This is a genomic window from Chitinophaga oryziterrae (genome assembly GCF_009758125.1).
GTDB classification, from domain to species: Bacteria; Bacteroidota; Bacteroidia; order Chitinophagales; family Chitinophagaceae; genus Chitinophaga; species Chitinophaga oryziterrae.
On the sequence record NZ_WRXO01000002.1, the window covers coordinates 942,783 to 966,521 of the forward strand.

Sequence of the window (23,739 nt, forward strand, 5' to 3'; positions counted from 1 at the left end):
CTCTTTTTTTCCCGATATTTGATTCAGATAGCCGGTACAACGAATTTTCCCTTCCGTTTATGAAAGAACATGGATAATACATTATTGGATAAAGTGATTGCAGGTGATGAAAGGGCTTTCCGGGTGCTGTTTGATACACACCGCGATAAACTTTATGCGTATATGTTACGCTTATCCAATGAACGTACACTAGCAGAAGATATCGTACAGGAAGTCTTTTTAAAAATATGGATAGGGCGGGAGCAGTTGGCAGATATCAGAAACTTCGATGCCTACCTGTTCACTATCGCCAGGAACCATGCTTTTAACCTCTCCAAACAGATTGTCTATCGTAAAGCATTACTGTTCCAGATTACTTCAACACAGCCCCAATCCGATGAATGCACCGAAAAGGAGGTAGATTTTAAAAACTTACAGTCATTATTAGCCAGGGAGTTAGGTAAACTTCCCCCGCAACAAAAGAAGATTTTCACACTCAGTCGTTTCGAAGGGCTTTCCAATGAGGATATCGCCCGTCAGCAGTCAATTTCAATAGGAACAGTGAAGAAACACCTAAGTCTGGCTACACAGACCTTAAAAGCCGCTTTAAAGGATAAAGCAGACATTGTAATGATCGTAGGCATTATCGTAAAGTTTTTTTAAATCCGACTACTCCTTTCTTCTCAGCAGTTTGTCATAATAGTAAGATGTCACTAAAAAAGCTTCTGGAAAAGCATTTTAATGGAACCGCAACACCCGGGGAAATTACGGAGTTGCAGGAATTACTTGCAAAGTCAGCAAATGATGCTGACCTGGATGCGTCATTGCAGGAACTCTGGGAAAATTTTACCCCCGATACTGCGCTGTCAGATAAAAAGGCAGATGAAATATTCGCTGCTATCACCGAACACCGGCAAAGACGTCTCTGGTGGCCGGCAGCAGCTGTGATCATTATACTGTTAATGGCAGGCGGCGCTAAACTGATATTCCACAAATCTGTACAGCATACGGCCACACTGGCTTTTAAAAACGATGTAGCACCAGGTGGTAATCACGCCATCCTCACCCTGGGCGATGGTAAGCAGATCAGCCTGGACAGCGCCGGAAACGGGGCGTTGGGGAAACAGGGAGCAACCACGATATTGAAATTGAACAACGGGCAACTGGCTTACGAGGCAAAAGGTATAATCCCGCAGCAGGTATCATATAATAAAATCACCACTCCCCGGGGCGGACAATTCCAGATCGTATTACCGGATGGGACCAAAGTATGGATGAACGCCGCTTCTTCTCTGCGCTTCCCTACCGCATTCTCAGGAAACGACCGCCAGGTGGAACTGACCGGCGAAGCCTATTTCGAAGTAGCAAAGGACCAGGCCAAACCGTTTATCGTCAACGTAAACAGGATGAAAGTAGAGGTGCTGGGTACCCACTTTAATGTAATGAGCTACCCGGATGAAAAGAGCATTCAGACAACCTTGCTGGAAGGTGCCGTAAACGTATCCGGAAACGGACATTCCCAAAAACTCCAGCCTGGACAACAGGCGGAATTATCAATCAATGGTAATCTGCAACTGGTAGCAGACCCCGATATAGAAAGCGCACTTGCATGGAAAAATGGCTATTTCCAGTTTAATAAAGCCGATCTGCAAAGTGTAATGCGCCAGCTGTCCCGTTGGTATGATATTGAAGTAGTGTATAAAGATCAGGTACCTGATTTCATGTTTGTCGGGCAGTTAGATAAGAACGCGAATCTGTCAGTAATCCTGAAGATACTGGAGCGCAGTCAGGTACATTTTACCGTAGAGGGTAGAAAGATCACAGTAAAAGAATAAACCAAAATCTGACAATACATGAACAAAATCTACTTAACAGGTTAAGTCCCCTTACTTATACCTATCCACACCATCATGAAGACAATTTTATTAACCAAAAACTCATCAAGGTATGAATATGCCCATGCGCGGTAAAACCAGGCCTGGATACCGTTTCTTTACTGTACTCTTACTGCTTGTTTTTAGCCTGCAGATCAATGCAAATGGCTACTCGCAGAACATTACCTATACCGGTAAACATGTACCTCTGGAAAAAATATTCGCAGTAATTAAACAACAAACTGGTTACCTCTTCTGGTACGATTATAAACTGCTTAAAAATGCCCCTCCCGTTGACATCTCCGTAAAAGATGCAACAATAGCCCAGGTCATGAGCCTGTGCTTAAAAGATCAGTCACTCACATATACTATAGAAGATAAAACCATCATCGTAAGTCATAAACCGGTAACAGAACCTGTACAGGTAACAATGGCAACCCCACAGGAAAAAGTAACCGGTGTGGTACGTGATGAAAAAGGGAATGCATTACCTGGCGTTTCTGTACGTGTAAAAGGATCTACTACAGGTACTTCCACTGCTGCTGACGGTTCCTTTTCACTGGATGTTACTCCTGGCGCTATCCTGGTGTTCTCTTTCGTAGGGATGGAAGCTAAAGAAGTAGCGGCGAATGGCAATGGCCAGATGAAGATTCAGCTGCAATCCAAAGCGGGTGCATTATCTGAAATAGTAGTAACCGGTTTCGGTGAAAGCCGTAAAACGAGAAGCCTGGGATATGCTGTTACTCAGGTATCCGGTGAAGATATCAAACGTGCAAACCCTATCAACCCTATTGCTGCATTACAAGGCATGGTGGCAGGTTTGCAGGTGCAGTCCGGCGTGGGTGGCCCACAGGCAAGCACCCGCTTCCTGATAAGAGGTAGTTCTTCTCTGGACCCTTACGGTAACCAGCCACTGATCGTACTGGACGATATCGTGATGGACCAGAACGTGGTGACGCCAAACAAAGCCAGCGATCAGGACTTTGGTAATATCCTGAAAGATATCAACCCCGATGATATTGAATCTATCAGTATCTTAAAAGGTGGTGCAGTAACCGCATTGTATGGTAGTCGTGCATCCAATGGCGTTATCCTGATCAAAACAAAAAAAGGATACAGCCAGAAAGGACTCGGTGTTTCTTTCTCCGCAGATGTACTATATGCAACTCCTTACAAGACGGTAGATCTGCAGAATAAGTATGGTGGTGGGTTTGGATTGAATGACTTTTTAAAAGATGCAGACGGTAATCTGTCTATCAATCCGGCTAACTACTTCTATAATTTTGGTCCTGAAATGACAGGCCAGCCGGTAACCGATATCACAGGCAAGAAAATCCTGAATAACCCTCGTCCTCACAACGCATTGGATGCATTCCGTACCGGTGTTACACGTAACTATAATGTGGGTGTGTCCGGTGCTACGGAAAGAGGTACTTACCGTTTGGCTTATTCGAACCTTTACTCTGAAGGCGTTACTCCCAATAACGACCTGAAAAGGAATAACCTCACGTTCAGGGCTACACAGAGACTGGCAGGTGTACTGCTGGTAGATGCAAATGCTACTTATGTACAAAGCAACGGAAGGAACCCTGCTAACGTGGGAAGCAATGGTACACTGCGTAACTTCGTATATGGTGGTTCAAGGAACTACGATACCAAGTACTGGATGTCTCATTATATAGATGAAGAAAATGGTGGTGTAAATGCGAACGATCCAACCGGATTAACATACGTTTTCTACAGCCTGTTCCAGAACAGCAATACACAGGTAGAAAATAACTTCCGTGGTAGTGTTGACCTGAAAGCTACCCTGTTAAAGGGATTAGACTGGCAGGGTAACGTGAGTGTGAATTACATCGGTATCAATGGTGAAAATAAAAGAAGAGGACAGGATGTTGGTTTTGGAAGCCCTGCTTATGAAACCACTACTTCCAATACAAGAGTAGAACGTTACAGATCTAACTTAAACTACAACACTACGGTTAACAGGGACTTTACCATGTTACTGCAGGCGGGTGGTGAAATAGTGAAATCTACTTCAAAAAGCATGTATGCTTCTATGAACGGGTACGTACTTCCTGATATCTATCGTTTATCCAATTCCAATGGGAAAGCGAATGTGACAGAGTATGCTCCTAATCAGCAGCAAACTACTTCAGCGTTTGGTCAGGGTAGCTTAACTTACCGCGATTACCTTACGTTGAACCTGTATGCGAGGAATGACTGGAACTCTACCCTGGTATACAATGACGGTCATGGTAACTATTCTTACTTCTATCCCGGTGTGGATGTGGCGTGGGTATTCACCGATGCCTTTAAAATGCCAAAAGCATTTGATTATGGTAAACTGCGTTTGTCTTATGCCAGCGTAGGTGGTGGTACAAATACTTATACTGCCAATACAGGTGCTTATTCGGCTAACAGTCCTTATAACAGTGCAAACGGTGCATCTGTTGTAAACTATAAATTCAGCTCTAACACATTGCCTAACCAGTCTCTTTCCCCAACCCGTTCTACCAAACTGGAAGCTGGTCTGGAAGCAAAGTTCTTCAAAAACCGCTTAGGTGCTGATATCACTTATTATTCCCAGGATAGCAAAAGTCAGATCATCAGCTTCTCTGCACCTATAGAATCAGGTGTATCTGCTACGCTGATCAATGGTGGTAAAGTGCGCAACCAGGGATGGGAAATCCGTTTGAATGCAACACCCGTTCAAACGAAGAACTTTACCTGGGATACTTACTTCAATTACACCCGTAACAGAAACAAAGTGTTAACACTTCCTTATAACCTTGATTATGTATCACTGGGTTATGGTGATGGTTACCAGGTAATTGCCAAAAAGGGCGGCGACTATGGAACTGTTATCGCTGGTTATGGATATGCATACTATAAGGACTCAGATGGTTCCCATGCAGCATCTAATGGCAAGCGCGTACTGAATATGACCAATTCCAAAGGTTCTTCCGTTTATGTAAGAGCACAGAACTACACACAGGGCGCTTCACAGCAACCCGTAGTAGGCCATATCACACCAGACTTCCTGGGTAACTGGCGCAATAATTTCAATTACAAGAACTGGCAGTTAGGTTTTGTAATGGACAGCAAAATTGGTGGTACTATCTATTCGACAACGCATGATCTGGGTTCATGGTTAGGTAGCATCGAGAGCACCCTGCCTTACAGAACAAAGGCAACTGGTGGACTGGCTTTCACCAATGCCGCTGGTACTGCACTGGAAAATGGTGTGATCCTGGACGGTGTGTACAAACAAGGTACAGTGCTGGTAGGACTTGATGGTGCTTCGCACGATCTCTCCGGTGTAAGTATGAAAGAAGCATATGATAAAGGTTGGGTAAATCCTACCGCCGCTACCTCCTTATATCAGAATACCCACAGCTGGGCGAATGGTATCAGGGAAGCATCTATGTTTACTTCTTCATGGATCTCCCTGCAGCAGGTAAGTCTTACTTACGATATGCCATCTAAGCTGGTTAACAGACTTAAACTAAATGGTTTAAGGGTAACAGTAATGGGTAATAACCTGATGTACCTGTACAACAGTGCAAAGGATCATATCAATCCTGAGAACCTGAACAGTACCGGATCTGATGCGATGACGGAAGGGTCTGCAATGCCTTATATCCGCAGCTTTGGATTTTCTATTAATGGCAGTTTCTAAAAATTTAAAATTATGCGCTTAAAACATATAACGATCATCCTGCTGCTGGGTGTGTTTTTCACTTCATGTAGCCGTGATAAATTCGCAGAGATGAATACTAATCCGGATGACGTACTTGTTATCCGTCCGGAGTATGAGTTTACTGCTGCTTTGTTAAACATCAATAGCAATGACTTCGAGTATTATTACGATTACAACAGGGCCATGTATTACTGGACACAGAGCTTCGTTACACGTACAGGTAATGCCGGTACTGTTTATAACGGTTCAGGAAACCTCAACCAGCGTTATGGCAACTTCTACAACAATGTAGGAAGCAAACTGGTAGATGTAATGCACCTGATAGATGCATTGCCGGATGTGGAAAAACAGAAATACGTTTACCTGCGTGCTATCACAGGTATCCCTCTGGCTTATTATGCATTCTATGTGTCAGATGTTCAGGGTAGCATTGCTTATACCGAAGCATTCAAAGCAAGGTATACCGGCTTACTGACACCCACTTACAATTCGCAATCTGCTTTGTACGATACACTGGAAAATCAGTTGGCTGCCAGTATAGCTATATTGAAAACAACACCAGCTGCTACCCAGACAGACATCACTAACTACGACCTGTATTATGCAGGGAAAGTAGCGAGCTGGATCAAAGCGGCTAACAGTCTCCGTTTAAGGATCGCTATGAGATTATCAAAAAGAGATCCTGCGAAGATGAAAACTTTGGTGGCAAAGATCCTGGCCGATGATGGTGGCCTGATCAGCAGCACTGCTGAAGACTGGAAGTTTGTAGGTGGTACCGACTTCTCATCAGGAGGTAACTACAATCCTCAGAGTAACAGTGACGTTTCCGGTGCAAAGAACCTGGTGGACTTTATGTGGAATACTGCTGATCCCCGTATCCGTACATTATTCCAGAAAGCTCCGCTTACCAAAGATATGTTCGACTCTGCCAAAGCGCAAGGTGTACTGCCTGCTACACTGGCCTGGGACGGACAACTTTACCGCGGACAATTTGCCAATCCGGGCGCTAATACAGATGTTAACTATGGCTATTATTTTAAAGATCTGGTATTCAGTTATCAGGGAGCTTCAACAACTGTAAGGTATTCTTCTTTCATCCAGCCTAACCTGTATTACAATTCTACCAGCAAGAATAAAATCGTATTTCCTATCATCACGTATGCGGATGTATGTTTTATGCGTGCAGAGTTAGCGGTAACAGGAGCAACCACAGAAGATGCACAAACATGGTATTACAACGGTATCGATGCTTCCCTTGCTATCTATGATGATATGGGGTCAAAAGCAGCAGTAGTAAATTATACACCATTAACAGGCGCTGAAGTAACAAACTACAAGGCACAACCTGGTGTAGTATATGACCCGGCTCATGCCCTGGAACAGATCAGTGTACAGGAATATCTCAACTGTTACAAGAACCAGAATGAAGCATGGGCTACTATCAAAAGGACCGGCTTCCCTTCAATAACAGGTACTATCCTGAAACTGGAAACAGTTACTCAGGATAATACGGCATTGCCAATGCCTCGTCGTTTTGTTGTAACATATCCTTCTATTACAAGTTTAAATTATCAGAATGCACTGGATGCCATTAAAGATATGTTGAAAGATCCGGGGTTCTCAACACCCGATGACATCACCGGCAGAGTATGGTGGGATGTTCAATAATTTAATTATATTATATTGCAGAAAGCTCCGGAAGGGGCTTTCTGCTTATTACGCTATGTACCACAAAACTATGCTGTCCATATTGATGATGCTCTTATACCTGCAGCTACATGCACAGGACAGGAAGATCAATACGATTCAACTGGAGAATATTTCGGGGGAGAAGGACTTTTTATTAAAACAGGTATCTACTAAAATGCTGGTGATAGTATGGTTGTCGCCGGAATGCCCATTATGCCAGAACTACACACTTACCCTCAATCAACTCTCTCAAAAATACCATGATGTAGTAACGATTGTAGGTGTTTTCCCGGGAAACGCATATACAAAGGAAGAGTATATTGCCTTTCGGAAAAAGTACGCGATCAGTTTTACTTTATTAACGGATAAAAAGAAATTACTCGCGACTACCATCCATGCTACAGTAACCCCTGAAGTTTTTTTATATGATGAAAAACGTAGTTTAAAATATAGTGGAGCGATAGATAACTGGGTAGTAGGATTAGGGAAGAATACAAAAAAGGCAACGGTCAGTTATCTGGATGATGCGATCGTGCATACTTTGGATGGCGTGCCTGCCAATCCTGCTTATACACAACCAATCGGATGTTTTATCAACGATAACTAATATGAGGATATTCCTTTTACTGATAACTTTAATTGGCATCAGCCATATCACTTTTGGCCAGATGAACGCGCAGGAAATTATCACGGCTAAATGTACTAACTGTCACCGCAGTGGTGGAGATGCGCCGTTTTCTCTCGAAACGTATGAAAGCATCAAAAAGCGTACATCCTTTATCAAACATGTTGTTGAAACCAATTACATGCCACCCTGGAGAGCAGATGCACACTACAGGGATTTTGGCAATAACAGGTCACTGACAGCAGAGGAGAAAACAACGATCCTTAACTGGATTGCAGACAACGCACCTGATAAAAAAAAGAAAGCAGCAACGAATAATAATGAAGTACTGAACCGTGCACCCGATCTGCTTTTAAAAATAGATTCCACGTTTTTAGTGAGGGGTACAAATGAGGAGAAGTTCGTAGTATTTAAAGTCCCTTTTGAATTAGCAGATACACAGAATATAGAAGGAGTAGAGTTGTATGCCAATAATAAGAAGATCATCCATCATCTTAATTATGGTTTTTATGCAGTGCCGGATAAGGATATTCATGATGGTCCCTGGATGATTGATACAGATACCGATACTGCCGGTATAGAGAATAAGAAATACGTGCCATTGGAAAAGTCGATGGTATATTATTCAGGCTGGATACCTGGAACTTCCAATGAGTTTTACCCTAAGCAGTTCGGATGGGTACTACCCAAAAGAGGGGTACTGATTTTAACCGTGCATTATTCTGCTATTGCGGCTAGTGAGGAATCAATGTTAGGTGTAAAGCTGTTCTTTAAAAAGCAACCTGTTGAAAGGAATGTACGTATTATCAGTTTAGGTTCCGGAGGAATTGCAGAGCGGGATATCAAGCCTAAATTTGTGCTGTTTGCCAAACAGGTAAGTACATTTACATTAAAAGTAAAGACACAGGAAACGCAGTCTGTCATGTATGTGTGGCCGCATATGCATTATCTGGGCAAAGAGTTTTATGCCTATGCAGTGACGCCGGAGAATGATACAATTAACCTGGTACATATACCCGATTGGGATTTCAGATGGCAGGAGCTATACCGGATGAAGAAACTGATAAAGATCCCGGCAGGTTCAGTAATCAATATGATTGGTGTATATGATAATACTGCCGGTAACCCTTTCAATCCTAATAATCCACCCAAGATTGTTTTCTCTACCGGTAATATGAGAGCCTCGGATGAGATGTTTACTTTACTGATGATTTATGTGCCTTATAAAGAAGGGGATGAGAATATCACACTATAGACGCAAAAAAACGCAGGGTTAAATGAAATCAGGGGCTAAATGAGTGTAAGGTCAGTTTCTCTTAGGGAGGTTAAGAGATGCCTGTCTGAAAGGAACCCATTCTTCAATTCTTTCGATACAGTCTTCAATTATTTCTAACCGGCCGTCAATAACACTTAATTTTGTATTGACAGCCATGAAATTCATTTCTACAGTTTCAAACCTTCTTTCAATGTTTTGTTCCATAGAATCGAATCGTTTGTCCATAATATCAAATCTTTGACCCATGCCATCAAATTTTTGATCTATACCATCAAATTTTTTGTCGATATGATCAAACTTTTTGTCGATACCATCAAATTTTTTGTCGATATGATCAAATTTTTTGTCCATCAGATCAAACCGTCGATCGATAGAATCAAATTTCTGATCGATAGAATCGAACTTTTCTAAAATTTGTCTTAACTCATTTCCCATAAAAAATCATTTGTTTCATCGAATGTATAAGTTTTTTAAATAACTGAGAAATATAAATTAAATCAAAAATAAGCTCCATTAAGTATTTTAAGCCGACTTATTAAATCGATAACCAGCCTATCTTTAAAAGGGATTTAGTGATATGGTAATATTGAAATTTCAGTTAATATTCGAACTCGTTTTAAAGAGATAATCTTACAGATCTTTTACTGTTCATTCGGCTTTACGGGTATTGCCTCAGTTTGATTACATCATCTTCGCGCCAGATGTTGTTGATCGATAAATACACCTTATCTGACGTGAATATTAGGTGAAGTTAAATTGAAAAACAAATCCAGAACCTATATTCCCAAGCTACATCAGAGAACTAAACAGTCAGATGCAGTGTATTTATGATTAACAACATCTGTCATAATATTCAAATTGAAGAGGCTCATGAAGTGATCTACCATGTATGATCTCAGGAAGATAATTGCATGATAATGTGTATTTTTTTATATTTTTAAGACACTTGCGGGATTCAATTAGAACAATTACCATTTATAGCATAAAAGATCAGAGGGGGACAGGCAGTTGTCGCAGGCCAGGACCTGGACAACTGCCATTATACTCAGAAGTAGACACACTTGCAATAAAACAAAACGATTGAATGAAACAAAGACTTTTATCTCTAGACTTTTTTCGTGGTCTTACCGTAGCCGGTATGATCCTGGTGAACAACCCCGGAGACTGGGGCCACGTATATGCACCACTGGAACATTCCAAATGGAACGGATGTACACCCACAGACCTGGTATTCCCCTTTTTCCTTTTTATGGTAGGGGTGTCCGTCGCCTTTGCAATGAGTAACAGGATCCTGGATACCGCCGGACATGGTAAACTGATCATGCATATTATCAAAAGAGCGATCACCATCTTTGTGATAGGTATGCTGTTCCGGCTCATCCCTCACTTCGATTTCTATAATATGAGGATTCCCGGCGTATTACCCCGTATTGCGGTGGTATACCTGGTCATCTCCCTGTTATACCTTAAAACAAGCGCTAAAACGCGTATATGGTTATGTATATCCTTCCTGATAGGCTATTATTTACTGATGACCTTCGTACCTGTTCCCGGAATAGGTCCCGCCAACCTGGAACCGGAGACTAACCTGGGGGCCTGGCTGGACCGTACCATCCTCACAGAACATCACCTCTGGGCACAATCAAAAACATGGGACCCTGAAGGTATTTTAAGTACCCTGCCGGCCTTCTCCACAGGATTGCTGGGTATTATGGTGGGCGACTGGGTCCGCCGCAAAGACAAGCAGGATGCCGAGAAGGTAACCTGGATGTTTGTATTCGGGTTCGGCTCAGTATTACTCGGACTCATATGGGATAGTTTCTTCCCTATTAATAAGTCCCTCTGGACCAGCTCCTTTGTATTATACACCGCAGGCCTCGCCTGTATGGGACTGGCAACCAGCTACTGGCTGATAGATGTACAGGGATATAAGAAGATCACACCTCCTTTTGTGGCTTTTGGCCGGAACGCCATTACAGCCTATGTATTATCCGGCGTGATCCCCCAGGTGTTTGGTGGTATCCCGTCATCCTGGTTCATGCCTTTCCTTTCACCATATAACGCATCACTGGCAGCTGCCATCATGCTGGTATTGCTGTTGCTGATCCCGGTGTGGATCATGTATAAAAGGAATATTATTGTCAAAATCTAGCGTCTGTCCTCCCTGTACCACCTCGCAGTGAAAAGCAGCAACATTTTTTAGGTGGTCATAATCATGGGTAGTTCTGAATGCAGTTATTAATGAGACGCCGGGTTATCCCGGCGTCTCACATTTTAGTAAAATAGCCCCCATACTGTCTGCTCCCCCAAAAATGTTACTTAGAACAAGTAATTTTTTCGTATTATTAGCCATCGTCTTCCAAAATTTAATTGCCAATGCAATCCGAGAGTCACGTGTTATGGTGGAATGCGTTTAAACAGGGAGATTGGGATGCGTTTACAGCGCTCTATGGTGAATTCTACGAACTGTTGAACAATTATGGCCGCAAGTTTACAAGAGATGCCGATCTGATCCAGGATGTTGTGCATGATCTCTTTGTAAGGTTGTGGACTACCCGCTCCAGACTAGGTAACCCGGTATCAGTAAAAAATTACCTGTATAAAGCATTGCGTTCTACGCTTTTCAGGAAGATACAGTCATTATCCAAATTTGTTGAATTAGACGGAGAGGCCGGAGAAAGCGGCTTTGAAGTAAACTTTATACCTGATGCCTCCTTCAGGCAGGAAGAACAGGAGTTACGTAAACAGGTGATCGCACTGGTAAACACTTTACCGGCACGCCAGCAGGAGATTATCTTTCTCCGCTTCTATGAAGGAATGTCCTATGAAGAGATCGCGGTTATTATGGACATCAATATGAGTTCTACTTATAAATTACTCTATAAAGCCCTCGACAATCTGCAAAAAGTATCAGATAAACGCTTTTTGACCATATTCTTCTGCCTTTTCCTCCTCTGTAAAACTTTACCAAAAAATAATTTGGTTTTGGAGGGATAATTTTAAGCATGTCATGTATAATAAGAATAAATAGGGGACAAGGTGATGAACAATGACAAATATTCACAATACTCGCTGCAGGATTTCCTGGATGATGATGCCTTCATAAAATGGGTGTCCGGGAAGGAACAGGATGCCGCTGCCGCGCAATTCTGGAGTAACTTCTCATTGTTATATCCTTCTGCAGCAAAGAACTTTGATTTTGCGGTAAACGTAATCCGCACTTATCGCTCACAGGAAATTTGGGAAAACAAGAATAATAAGGCACATCTTCTGGAGAGGATCACTGCTACAATAGAAGCACAACCAGTGGTCCGTGTCCGCTGGTTAAATACCTGGATGAAAGCAGCCGCTGTTGTATTACTGATTTCAGTAGGTGGTTATTACCTGGTAAATCAGGTTACAAAATCTTCACAGGAAATAGTAGCGACCGGTTATGGTGAGAAGAGAACAATTACATTACCGGACCATTCCGTGGTTACATTAAATGCGTCTTCTTCCATTACCTATAATAAGGTATGGAACGAAAAACAACCAAGAGAGATATGGATAGAAGGAGAGGCGTTGTTTGATGTAAAACACCTGAATAAAATATCAGCAGAACAACGATTTATAGTACATACGAACGGGATCACTGTAGAAGTATTAGGTACTACATTTAATATCAAGAGCCGCCATGGCAAAACGAATGTAGGACTGATTACAGGTAAGATTAAAGTAGGATATCAGAAAGGCGCTGTTGTAATGCAGCCGGGAGATTATATAGAGTACGCAGACAACCAGCTGGTACTTGCGAAAAAATTAGACAAGCCAGAGAAAATCAAACGCTGGACACAGACGCAGCTCACATTCACAGATGCTACGCTGGGCGAGATCATAGAAACATTGCAGGACAACTATGGATATGTTGTTAAAGTAAAGGAAGCATCACTTAAAAAGCTAAAGATAGAAGGTGATATTAACGTAACCAATGTAGAGGAACTATTGACCGTAATTACCACGACGCTTAACGTAAAAATCAATCAGCCATCAGATAAAGAGTTAGTCATCTCTTCAGTTAAGTAGCGGCAGAAAAAGCGGTAACGCTGAAAAACTAGGACACGTAAAAAAAAACTATGAACATTTTGAACCAAAATCTCGTTTTGGGGCTGCTTTCCTGTGCCCTGATCCCCGGTATTATGCCGGTCAGCGCCCAGACGCCCGTAATGTATGCCATGCGGCAATCAGAAACGATCCCTGTAAAACATGTGAATGCTACTATTGCATTAAAGGATGCATTGGTAAGACTTAAAAAATTTCAGAACATCCGTATTGCTTATAAAGAAGGCTTACTGGATGGTAAAGTTGTTGCTACTTCTCAACTTGACAAGGCAGAGAACATGGATGCTGAAGCGGCTTTAAAACTGCTGCTGTCAGATGTAGGCCTGGCTTATATGCGTATCAACAAAACACAATACTCCATATATAATGCACAGATCAATACTGGCTTGAGCAACAGTATACTGGCTGATAAGCTGAAAGGTAAAGTAACAGGTCCGGATGGTAATCCCGTTCCAGGTGCTACCATTATGCTGAAAGGCAATTCTTCTGTTGCTACTGTTGCCAATGGTGAAGGTGTATTTGAATTAAATATAAAAGATGCTGTTGCGCCGGTGGTACTGGTGATCTCTTCTGTAGGATTTGAAAAACAGGAAATCACCGTGAGCGATCTTTCTGCTCCGATAAGCATCAGCCTGAAAGAATCTAACAAAGATCTATCCGAAGTGGTGGTAACGGCATTAGGTATCAAGAAGGAAAAGAAAGCCCTGGTATATAGTGTAACAGAAATAAAAGGAAGTGATTTTACCCAGGCGCGTGAAGTGAATGTTGCGAACTCTCTGAGCGGTAAAATTGCCGGTGTGAATGCTACCAGTCTGGCCAGCGGCCCTGGTGGTTCCAGCCGTGTGATCATCCGTGGTAATACTTCCCTGGCAGGTGATAACCAGCCGCTGTACGTAGTGAACGGTATGCCTATCGATAATACTACGCCGGGTGGAAGCCCTACTACCGGTGGTGGTGGTCAGAACGTAGACAGAGGTGATGGTATCGGCGGTATCAATCCGGACGATATCGAAACCCTCACTGTACTGAAAGGCGGTACTGCTGCTGCTCTGTACGGTTCCCGCGCTTCCAACGGTGTAATCGTGATCACTACCAAGAAAGGTCGTGCACGCAAAGGTGTTGGGATTGATTACAACACTACTTTCACGGCTGAAACACCTGCTGTATATCCGGACTATCAATACGTTTACGGACAAGGTGACGGTGGTGTAAAACCAGCATCACAGAGCCAGGCTGTATCATGGGGCCGCCGTTCATTCGGCGCCAAAATGGATGGCCTGCCTTACATTCAGTTTGATGGTAAGGAACATCCTTACTCTCCCCAGAAAAATAATATCAAAAACTTCTATCGTACAGGTTCTACCTATACCAACACCGTAGCTTTTAACGGTGGAAGTGAAGCACTGAATTTCCGCTTCTCGTTGTCTAATGTCAGCAGCAAAAGCATCGTTCCTAATTCCGATTTCAACAAAAAGATCGGTAACCTGAACCTGAATGCCAAACTGGGTAAAAGAACAACAATAGAAGCTATAGCGCAATACAATGTTGAGAATGCAAACAACCGCTCCAGTTCAGGGGATGCCACTGGCAACCCCAACTGGGGCGTTTACATGGTTGCCAACACCGTTGATATCCGTTCACTGAATCCCGGTTATGATGCTACGGGTCGTGAAACACAATGGAATGAAACACCATACGCTTCCAACCCTTATTTCGTAATAAACAAGTTCCAGAATAACGATGGTAAAAACCGCTTTATCGGTCAGGCCAGCGTGAAGTACGATCTGTTAAAGAACCTCTATGTAAAAGGAACCGTGAGCCGTGATTTCTTTAACTACGATTATGTAGGTATCATTCCTACTGGTACTGTATATACAAACGGTGCTTCCGGTGAATATACTTCCATCAAAACGTATGTAGCAGAAACCAACTCCATGATCACTGCTAACTACAACACCAAACTATTTACCAACATCGGTTTGAATGTATTGGGTGGTATGAATGCCCGCAGGTACAAATCAAACGCGACCACTGTTACAGGTACACAGTTTATCATACCATTCTTCTATAGCATGACAAACCTGACCACCAGCAATACAGCGGTTGCCAGGAACAACGTGGCGAACAACTCTGCTTTCGGATCAGTAGACCTGGATTATAAATCTATCGTATTCCTGACCCTTACCGGTCGCCAGGAATGGTTCTCTACACTGAGCCCTAAGAACAACAGTATCTTCTACCCTGCAATAGGTACCAGCGTAATCCTGTCAGATGCATTCAAACTACCATCTGCAGTCACCTTCGCCAAACTGCGTGCTTCATGGGCACAGGTAGGTGGTGCTACTCCTGACCCTTATATCCTTAACCAGACTTACAGCATTGTACAGGGTGGTAACCAGGGTACGGCATTACAGGAAATTACAAAGAATAACGGGGAGAATCTGGTAACCAATTCGAGCCTGAAACCACTTACAGCTACTACTTCAGAAGTTGGACTGGAAGCACAGTTCTTCAATAACCGCTTAGGCTTTGATGTTACTTTATACAGCAAACAAACAACAGACGATATCCTCAAAACAACTATCTCTACCGCTTCCGGTTATAACAAAGCATTGTTGAACATCGGTAAAGTATCTAATAAAGGGATAGAAGTATTGTTAACAGGTACTCCTGTAAAATCTAAAAACTTCACCTGGAACGTTAGCTACAATGTTGCGTACAATAAGAGTGAGATCATACAATTAGTACCTGGACTGAATACCCTGGAAATGGCAGTAAGCGTAGGTAGCTGGGCATTCATCCACAACGCGGTAGGAGAATCTTATGGTACTATCAAAGGTTATACTGCTGTAAAGAATGCGAAAGGGGAGAGTGTATATAACTCAACTACCAAATATGAACTGAAGAGTGGTCTGATGAACCTCGGTAACGGTGTGCCTCCGTTAACAATGGGCCTTACAAATACTTTTAACTACAAACGCTTCTCACTGGACGTACTGGTAGATGGTAAGTTTGGTAATAAAGTGTTCTCTGGTTCTGATGTATATGCTACACGTTTTGGTTTGCATAAGAAAACACTGAAAGGAAGAGAAACAGGGATCGTGTTGAATGGTGTGGATGAAACAGGTGCTGCATTTAACAGAACAGTACCGGTGAGTGAATTGCGTCTGTACTGGGATAATACCAAGAACTACACTGATCAGTTTTTGTTTGATGGGAGTTTCGTGAAATTACGCCAGGTCGTATTAGGCTATAATATTCCTGTAAAGGGTCAGACAGTGGTACAGAGTGCGTCTATCTCTTTTGTAGCACGTAACCTGCTTACACTGTACAAGAAGACAGACAACTTTGATCCTGAATCAAGCTACACAAATGGTAATGCACAGGGTTTTGAAGCATTCGGTATCCCACGTACAAGAAGCTTCGGTGCAAACCTGATGGTGAAATTCTAATTGTTCATGCTTACACACTTTTATTATGAAAATGCGATTTAATTATCTGATATATATGGCTGTTACAGCAACACTTGCTTTTCAGTCATGCGACAAGGGGTTTGAGCAGATGAATATCAATCCGGATGCTTCTGCCGTTGCCCAGCCGGAATTTCTCTTCAGTAAGGCATTACTGGATGTCTGGGGTAACAGCTACTTCTCTACGGATGCGCTGTTTGCCGGTGGCTCTATGCAGCATTTTGCTACCTACAAGGATGTACCGGGTATAGGTGATAAATATTATTTCCAGCAGGGTACTTACCCTTATGATTATTTCACTACAGGATATCCTACCGCCGCTGTTGAAATGGCGACTGTGATTACTGCCGTAGATAGTTCTGTAAATAAGAAATCCATCGCCCGTATCATGCGTGCCTACATTATGCACCGCATGACGGACCTGTACGGCGATATTCCTTATTCTGAAGCAGTAAAAGGATATACCGGCAATATCTTTACGCCTAAATATGATGCACAGGCTGATATCTATGCAGATCTGCTGAAAGAACTGGACGAATCTGCACAGGCACTGGATGCCAGTCAGCCTACCTTCGGTGCAGGCGACTACATCTACAGCGGTGATGTAACAAAATGGAAAAAGTTTGCTTATTCTATGATGCTGCGCATAGGTATGCGCCTGACTAAAGTAGACGAAACCCTTGCACAGACATGGGTAACGAAAGCAATTTCCGGTGGTGTGATCACGAGTGATGCAGATGTTGCCACTATGAAATATACAGGTACCAGCACTACCAACAGAAACCCTGTTGCTGCCAGCTTATTGTCCAATGATTATGGTGCTGCAAACGGTACTGGTAATACAGAAGGTGGAAAGTATGCCAAAACATTTATTGATGTACTGAAAAGCACGAATGACCCACGTATGGGTGCGATGGCCGTAGTATGGACAGGCGGTAAAACAGACACTACTTCTTCCCTGCAACAGGGCATGCCTAATGGCCTGCTGTTAAAACCGGATAACTTTGGCTCCTTATCAGAACCTAATCCGGCTACTATTTTGCAATACACTGCGCCTTTCATCGTGATGAGCGCTGCTGAAACAAAACTGTTACTGGCTGAAGCAGCAGTAAGAGGCTGGTACGCCGGTGATGCCGCTACTACCTTCTCTGAAGCCATCGCGTCTTCCATGCATAACTGGTCATTGTTCGGCGCTGCGGGAGTGATCACCAGTGACAGGGTTGCTACCTATCAGGCAGCAAATCCGCTGACCGGTACTACCGATCAGAAACTGGCACAGATAGGTACGCAGATGTGGATCGCTATGTTCCTGGACGAGCAGGAAATACATGCCAACTGGCGTCGTACCGGGTATCCAGTACTGACCCCGGTAAATATTCCGGGTAATGCTACAGGTGGTACTATTCCACGCCGTCTGCTGTATCCTCCTTCCGAGGAAAGCGTAAACAGCGTGAGCCTCCAGGCTGCTGTAACAAGACAGGGTCCAAATGCTATGACTACGCACGTATGGTGGGATAGTAAATAAACATTGCTGCAAACAGGACGCTCCTGGTGGAGCCGGTCAGACAGATCTTCCACCAGGAGCGTCCTGTTTATAAACAAAAAATGGTATATTACATATAAGCTCCACCAGCAACGTCTGTATAACAACAATACCATACTGCACAGGTTCCGTTAGCAAGGTCCATATAACAATATACTACACTACGCATAGGCTCCGTCAGGAGCCCCGTATTTGTAGCAAAATGTACGCTCCGTTAAATCTTTAACCCATAATTATAAATTTACTCAATCATGCAAAACCAAAGAAGATCCGTACTTAAAAAAATGATAGCTGCCGTAGCAGGTATCACAGGTATCAACGCAGTTGCAAAAGCAGCAGGTATCCCGGAAACAACAGTAAAAGGGAATGTGATATACGAACAGGACGTACCATTGTTTTCCAGTTTTAAGGTCCATGGTAACATGGTATTTATAGCCGGTATCGGTGCGCACGTGGAAGGGGATATAAAATCGCATACAGAAATTGTACTGAAAGAAATGGAAGTACAATTGAAGAAGGCCGGATCTTCGATGGAGAAAGTGCTGAAAGTAAGTGTATTCCTGCACGATCTGAATGATTATAAAGGAATGAATGAAGTATATAAAGGCCGTTTCGGTAGTAACCCTCCTGTACGTACAACTGTTGCCGTATATGGTGGTGTGCCGGGTAACTCACTCGTGGAAATGGACTGTATCGCCGCCTTATAAAGACAACATCTCTTTTACGCTTTACTCTTTTATTTTATGAACCGCAGAGACTTATTAAAGAATATGTCCGCATTCCCCGTACTGGGTGCATTTGCAGGCACGGCTAAACTATTGCCTTTTACCGGCGAACCTGTAAAAGCACCACTGACAGGGAAAGATTACTTTAAAGACCTGGGCATCCGCACATTTATCAATGCTGCCGGTACCTATACCTTTATGACTGGTTCATTGATGCGTCCGGAAGTATTAAGCGCTATTCAGTATGCTTCCAAAGAATATGTGATGCTGGATGAATTACATGATAAAGTAGGTCAGCGTATCGCTGATCTGTTACATTGCGAATATGCCACGGTTACTTCCGGCGCTGCATCTGCCATTACATTGGCATCTGCGGGTATCCTTACGGGCATGGATGAAAAGAAAGTACCACTGCTGCCTTTCCTGGAAGCGAATGGTATGAAAACGGAAGCGATCATGCAGAACGCTCACCGGATCGACTACGCGCATGCTATCCAGAATACCGGTCTTAAAATAATATACATCGATACAAAGGAAGAACTGGAAAATGCGATCAGTGAAAAAACAGCGCTGATGTATTTCCTGAATGCCAATAACTTCGACGGAAAAATACAGGTAGAAGAATTCCAGCAGATAGCAAAAAAACATAACATCCCCACTATTATAGATTGTGCGGCAGATGTACCTCCGGTAGACAACCTGTTCAGGTATACGAAGATGGGTTATGATATCGTATGTTTTTCTGGTGGAAAGGGACTGCGTGGACCACAAAGCGCAGGGTTGATGCTGGGCAATAAAAAAATCATTCAGGCTGCGAGATTAAGTACGCCACCACGGGGCAATACCATCGGCAGAGGTTATAAGGTAAACAAGGAAGAAGTATTGGGTATGCTGGTAGCATTGGAAACTTACCTGAATACCGATCACGATAAAGAATGGAAATTATGGGAATCACAGATTAAACTGATAGGAGATGCGGCAGAAACAGTAAGTGGGGTTGTTACGGAAGTAAAGGTTCCTGCCATCGCCAATCACATTCCTACTTTGCATGTGTCCTGGGACCCTAAGAAAATCCCTGCCACAGCAGCAGATATAAAAGAAAAATTACGCAGCGGAACTCCCTCCATAGAAGTGGCAGGTGGTACCGGGGACCATGCTATCAGTATTACCACATGGATGCTGATACCCGGACAGGAAAAGATCGTGGCCGCACAATTGAAAAAGGTCCTATCGAATGGTTGATACATGGTGTGTTTAGTCACAACCAGCGGGAATTAACAGGGCTGGTGGTGGGATGAAGCCGTCAGTCCTGTCCTGTCAATTTACTTACAACATCCGGCTCTCTGCTTCCACCAGCAAACGAAGACGCTCTATTCTGTGAGTCTTTCGTATCCCGCCTGCTGGCGGGAGCGGAAGGCGGATATTTTATTTTCAGGTCTCAATAAAATGATAGTAATGAGAAAGCTTCTCCAATGTCTCTTATTTCTCATAGCATGTACACATCTTGCAAGTGCACAGGAATATACTTTACTGATAAAAGGCGGACATGTAATAGATCCGAAGAATAATATAGATGCGGTAATGGATGTTGCAGTGAAAGGGGATAGTATTGCAAAGGTAGCCGAAAATATAAATCCTGCTACTGCTGCAAAAGTGATCAATGCAAAGGGGATGTATGTTACACCCGGACTGATAGACATTCACACACATAATTTCATGGGCACCATTCCTAACCGTTATCTGAACAACAGTTTTGATGCAGTAGCACCGGATGGTTTTACCTTCCGTTGTGGTGTCACTACAGTCGTAGATGCGGGAAGCTCCGGCTGGAAAAACTTTGAAACGTTCAATGAACAAACGATCAAACATTCTAAAACAAGAGTGTTGGCATTCATCAATATAGTTGGCGGTGGTATGCGTGGTGGTCCGTACGAACAGGATCTCTCTGATATGGATACCAAGATGACAGCGCTGACCATCAAACAATACAGGAACCTGATCGTGGGCATCAAAGTAGCGCATTATGAAGGCGCTGAGTGGGCACCGGTAGACAGAGCCGTGGCAGCCGGTGTATTGACGGATAAGCCGGTGATGATAGACTTTGGCGGCAGTAATCCGCCATTATCGCTGGAAGAACTCTTCAGAGATCATCTCCGCCCTGGTGATATTTATACGCATGCCTATGCACAGGTAAGAGGCCGCATGAGTATTGTAGACAGTACCGGTAAATTACGGCCATTTGTACTGGAAGCCCGTAAAAAAGGGATTTTCTTTGATGTAGGTCATGGTGGTATCAGCTTTTGTTATTCGCAGGCCATACCGGCTTTAAAAGCAGGGTTCTTTCCCAGTACGATCAGCACGGACATCCATGCCGGCAGTATGAACGGTGCAATGAAAGACCAGCTGAACGTAATGGACAAATTTCTGAATATGGGCATGACTATGCCCGCATTGATCAAAGCAGTTACTTCAGAAGCGGCATTGGCAATTAAACATGAAGAACTGGGTAACCTGTCAGAAAAAAGTGTGGCAGATATTGCCATTCTGAGTATTGAAAAAGGTAAATTCGGTTTCACGGATGGTATGGGTAACAGACAGGAAGGTACGCAAAGACTGGTATGTGAACTAACGGTCCGTGCAGGTAAAGTGGTCTACGATCTGAATGCTTTAGCCAATGTAATTAACGAGGGAAAGCAATGAGTCTCCTGTTTCCGGCAATTCTTCTATCTACATAAATCTACTGTATGAAATTTTTGTATTTACTTCCTTTAATACTGATGTTGTCCGCGAAACTGCGGGCGCAAACAATACCAAAGGAAGAACTGATCTTCCTTACCTCCGAATGGAAAGGAGAACGTTTCCCGGACGGAAGACCTAAAGTTCCCGATGCCCTGATAGAACAGGCCAGAGAAGTAAACATCGATGATGTATGGACTATCCTCGAAGGAGAAGGCTATCATTGTCAGTTCGAAGGTGGCTGGAAAATGATCCATCCTGATAAACCCATCGTAGGTCGCGCGGTAACGGCCATGTTCATGCCTGCAAGACCGGATGTGGAACAACACATCAAAGAACGCGGTGCAGAGAAAGGCTTTAAAGGCAATACCAATTCATGGCCTATTCAGCAATTAAGCAAAGGAGATGTATATGTAGCAGATGGCTTCGGGAAAATCTCCGAAGGCACATTGATAGGTTCTAATTTAGGGAATGCGATCTATGCCCGTACCGGTACAGGCGTAGTATTCGACGCTTCCGCAAGAGATGTGGACGGTCTGGAAGAAATAGCTGGTTTCAACGCTTTTGTACGCGACTGGGACCCTTCTTATTTAAAGAACGTCATGCTCACCGGACTAAACACACCTATCCGTATTGGCCGCGCTATCGTCCTTCCCGGAGACCTGGTCCTTACTTCCAGGGAAGGGGTCGTATTCATCCCTGCTCATCTTGCAGAAAAGGTCATTAAGATCGCGGCCTTTATCATTGTGAAAGATCAGTTTGGTTTTGAAATGCTGAAATCGGGTCGTTATACACCTGGAGAAATAGACAACAACTGGACAGACGCTATCAGAAATGCATTCATAGAATGGCAACACAAACAGGCCGGGAAAGCACCTATGACCCGGCAGGAACTGGACAAAATGCTCGAAAAGAGAACATGGTAAACTGAATAAATTCCAACGTTATATGAATGCAATATTGCCCTCGGCGGGTCCCTTTATCATAGCTTTCTGGATTATCCTGGCTATTATATTCTCAAGGAAAGAACAAACACGTGGTTTCGTATACACGTTAATGATCTTCGCAGCCGTTACTACTTCTTTATACTATCCGCAATATTTCACACACGTCGGTGACTGGGAGTCTTCAAAACTGATCACTCCCTTATTACAGATCATCATGTTTGGAATGGGAACAGCCATGAGCTTACATGATTTCTATGGCGTAATAAAAATGCCCTTGGGCGTATTCACTGGTGTGATCTGTCATTTTACCATTATGCCTTTCATTGGCTGGGGACTGGCGCATCTCTTCAACTTCCCTCCGGAAATAGCCGCAGGCGTGGTATTGATAGGAACAGTACCCTGTGGTATGGCATCTAACGTAATCTCTTATTTAGCCAAAGCCAACCTGGCGCTGTCTGTAACGTTAACGGCTGTATCCACTATGCTGGCGCCGTTCGTTACTCCGTTCCTCATGCGCTGGCTGGCCGGTAGCTATGTAGATATCAGCGTTACTACCATGATGTGGGATATCACCAAAATGGTAATACTCCCCGTTGCTGCCGGACTGCTTTTCAACCATTTCCTGAAAGGCCGTATGAAATGGCTGGACAATATCATGCCTAAAGTATCCATGACTGCTATCGCTTTCATTATCGTGATCATCACCGCTCATGGACGTGATAGCCTGTTACAGGTAGGTATGTTACTCATCCTCTCTTCCCTTATCCATAATCTGTCCGGGTACGGATTAGGTTACTGGTTATGTAAACTGATAAAAATGAAGGAGCAGGACTGCCGTACCATTGCTATTGAAGTGGGTATGCAGAACGGCGGACTGGCATCTGCCATCGCCAAAAGTATGGGAAAGATTGCTACCGTAGGACTGGCACCTGCTGTATTCGGTCCTTTGATGAACGTGACCGGTTCTCTGCTGGCTTCCTGGTGGCATCGCCATCCTCCCAAAGACTGATTCCCGCTATCCTTCGAATAATACCTTAAAGCCGTACCGGACAAATTTCCGGCGCGGCTTTTTCT

General features: G+C 43.5%; 17 protein-coding genes. 16 read left to right on the forward strand and 1 reads right to left on the reverse strand.

What is annotated here, in order from left to right:
- Nucleotides 1-69 precede the first annotated feature (69 nt).
- From GO495_RS11355 to GO495_RS11380, 6 genes are all read left to right on the forward strand, one after another.
- A complete protein-coding gene (locus GO495_RS11355; RefSeq protein ID WP_157299788.1) occupies nucleotides 70-642 on the forward strand; it encodes an RNA polymerase sigma factor in 573 nt (190 codons plus the stop codon).
- A 44-nt stretch (nucleotides 643-686) separates the two neighbouring features.
- Entirely contained in the window at nucleotides 687-1,814 is a 1,128-nt protein-coding gene (locus GO495_RS11360; protein WP_157299789.1) for a FecR family protein, read from the forward strand.
- A 112-nt stretch (nucleotides 1,815-1,926) separates the two neighbouring features.
- Complete coding sequence (locus GO495_RS11365; RefSeq protein WP_205691244.1) at nucleotides 1,927-5,535, forward strand: SusC/RagA family TonB-linked outer membrane protein; 3,609 nt, start codon at nucleotides 1,927-1,929, stop codon at nucleotides 5,533-5,535.
- A 12-nt stretch (nucleotides 5,536-5,547) separates the two neighbouring features.
- Nucleotides 5,548-7,224 (forward strand): SusD/RagB family nutrient-binding outer membrane lipoprotein, encoded by a 1,677-nt coding sequence (locus GO495_RS11370; protein ID WP_157299790.1) that lies wholly within the window; start codon nucleotides 5,548-5,550, stop codon nucleotides 7,222-7,224.
- A gap of 70 nt (nucleotides 7,225-7,294) precedes the next feature.
- Entirely contained in the window at nucleotides 7,295-7,852 is a 558-nt protein-coding gene (locus GO495_RS11375) for a redoxin domain-containing protein (protein WP_157299791.1), read from the forward strand.
- A gap of 1 nt (nucleotide 7,853) precedes the next feature.
- Nucleotides 7,854-9,125 (forward strand): cytochrome c, encoded by a 1,272-nt coding sequence (locus GO495_RS11380; RefSeq protein WP_157299792.1) that lies wholly within the window; start codon nucleotides 7,854-7,856, stop codon nucleotides 9,123-9,125.
- A gap of 51 nt (nucleotides 9,126-9,176) precedes the next feature.
- Here GO495_RS11380 and GO495_RS11385 read toward each other — a convergent pair whose 3' ends face one another.
- Nucleotides 9,177-9,581: a hypothetical protein gene (locus GO495_RS11385; RefSeq protein ID WP_157299793.1), complete on the reverse strand. Its 405-nt coding sequence runs from the start codon at nucleotides 9,579-9,581 to the stop codon at nucleotides 9,177-9,179.
- A gap of 649 nt (nucleotides 9,582-10,230) precedes the next feature.
- Between GO495_RS11385 and GO495_RS11390 the strand changes: the two genes are divergently transcribed.
- From GO495_RS11390 to GO495_RS11435, 10 genes are all read left to right on the forward strand, one after another.
- Nucleotides 10,231-11,298 (forward strand): acyltransferase family protein, encoded by a 1,068-nt coding sequence (locus GO495_RS11390; RefSeq protein ID WP_157299794.1) that lies wholly within the window; start codon nucleotides 10,231-10,233, stop codon nucleotides 11,296-11,298.
- 224 nt (nucleotides 11,299-11,522) lie between these two features.
- Nucleotides 11,523-12,143, forward strand: a complete 621-nt coding sequence (locus tag GO495_RS11395) for an RNA polymerase sigma factor (RefSeq protein WP_240915201.1) — start codon at nucleotides 11,523-11,525, stop codon at nucleotides 12,141-12,143.
- A 45-nt stretch (nucleotides 12,144-12,188) separates the two neighbouring features.
- Nucleotides 12,189-13,208: a FecR family protein gene (locus tag GO495_RS11400; protein WP_157299795.1), complete on the forward strand. Its 1,020-nt coding sequence runs from the start codon at nucleotides 12,189-12,191 to the stop codon at nucleotides 13,206-13,208.
- 50 nt (nucleotides 13,209-13,258) lie between these two features.
- Nucleotides 13,259-16,696 (forward strand): SusC/RagA family TonB-linked outer membrane protein, encoded by a 3,438-nt coding sequence (locus GO495_RS11405; protein ID WP_157299796.1) that lies wholly within the window; start codon nucleotides 13,259-13,261, stop codon nucleotides 16,694-16,696.
- 55 nt (nucleotides 16,697-16,751) lie between these two features.
- A complete protein-coding gene (locus GO495_RS11410) occupies nucleotides 16,752-18,239 on the forward strand; it encodes a SusD/RagB family nutrient-binding outer membrane lipoprotein (RefSeq protein ID WP_240915202.1) in 1,488 nt (495 codons plus the stop codon).
- A gap of 269 nt (nucleotides 18,240-18,508) precedes the next feature.
- Nucleotides 18,509-18,964, forward strand: a complete 456-nt coding sequence (locus GO495_RS11415) for a RidA family protein (protein WP_157299798.1) — start codon at nucleotides 18,509-18,511, stop codon at nucleotides 18,962-18,964.
- A gap of 36 nt (nucleotides 18,965-19,000) precedes the next feature.
- Nucleotides 19,001-20,224 (forward strand): aminotransferase class V-fold PLP-dependent enzyme, encoded by a 1,224-nt coding sequence (locus tag GO495_RS11420; protein ID WP_157299799.1) that lies wholly within the window; start codon nucleotides 19,001-19,003, stop codon nucleotides 20,222-20,224.
- Nucleotides 20,225-20,437: 213 nt separating this feature from the next.
- Entirely contained in the window at nucleotides 20,438-21,682 is a 1,245-nt protein-coding gene (locus GO495_RS11425) for an amidohydrolase/deacetylase family metallohydrolase (protein ID WP_157299800.1), read from the forward strand.
- 44 nt (nucleotides 21,683-21,726) lie between these two features.
- Complete coding sequence (locus GO495_RS11430) at nucleotides 21,727-22,644, forward strand: RraA family protein (protein WP_157299801.1); 918 nt, start codon at nucleotides 21,727-21,729, stop codon at nucleotides 22,642-22,644.
- A 22-nt stretch (nucleotides 22,645-22,666) separates the two neighbouring features.
- A complete protein-coding gene (locus GO495_RS11435) occupies nucleotides 22,667-23,674 on the forward strand; it encodes a bile acid:sodium symporter family protein (protein ID WP_157299802.1) in 1,008 nt (335 codons plus the stop codon).
- Nucleotides 23,675-23,739 lie beyond the last annotated feature (65 nt).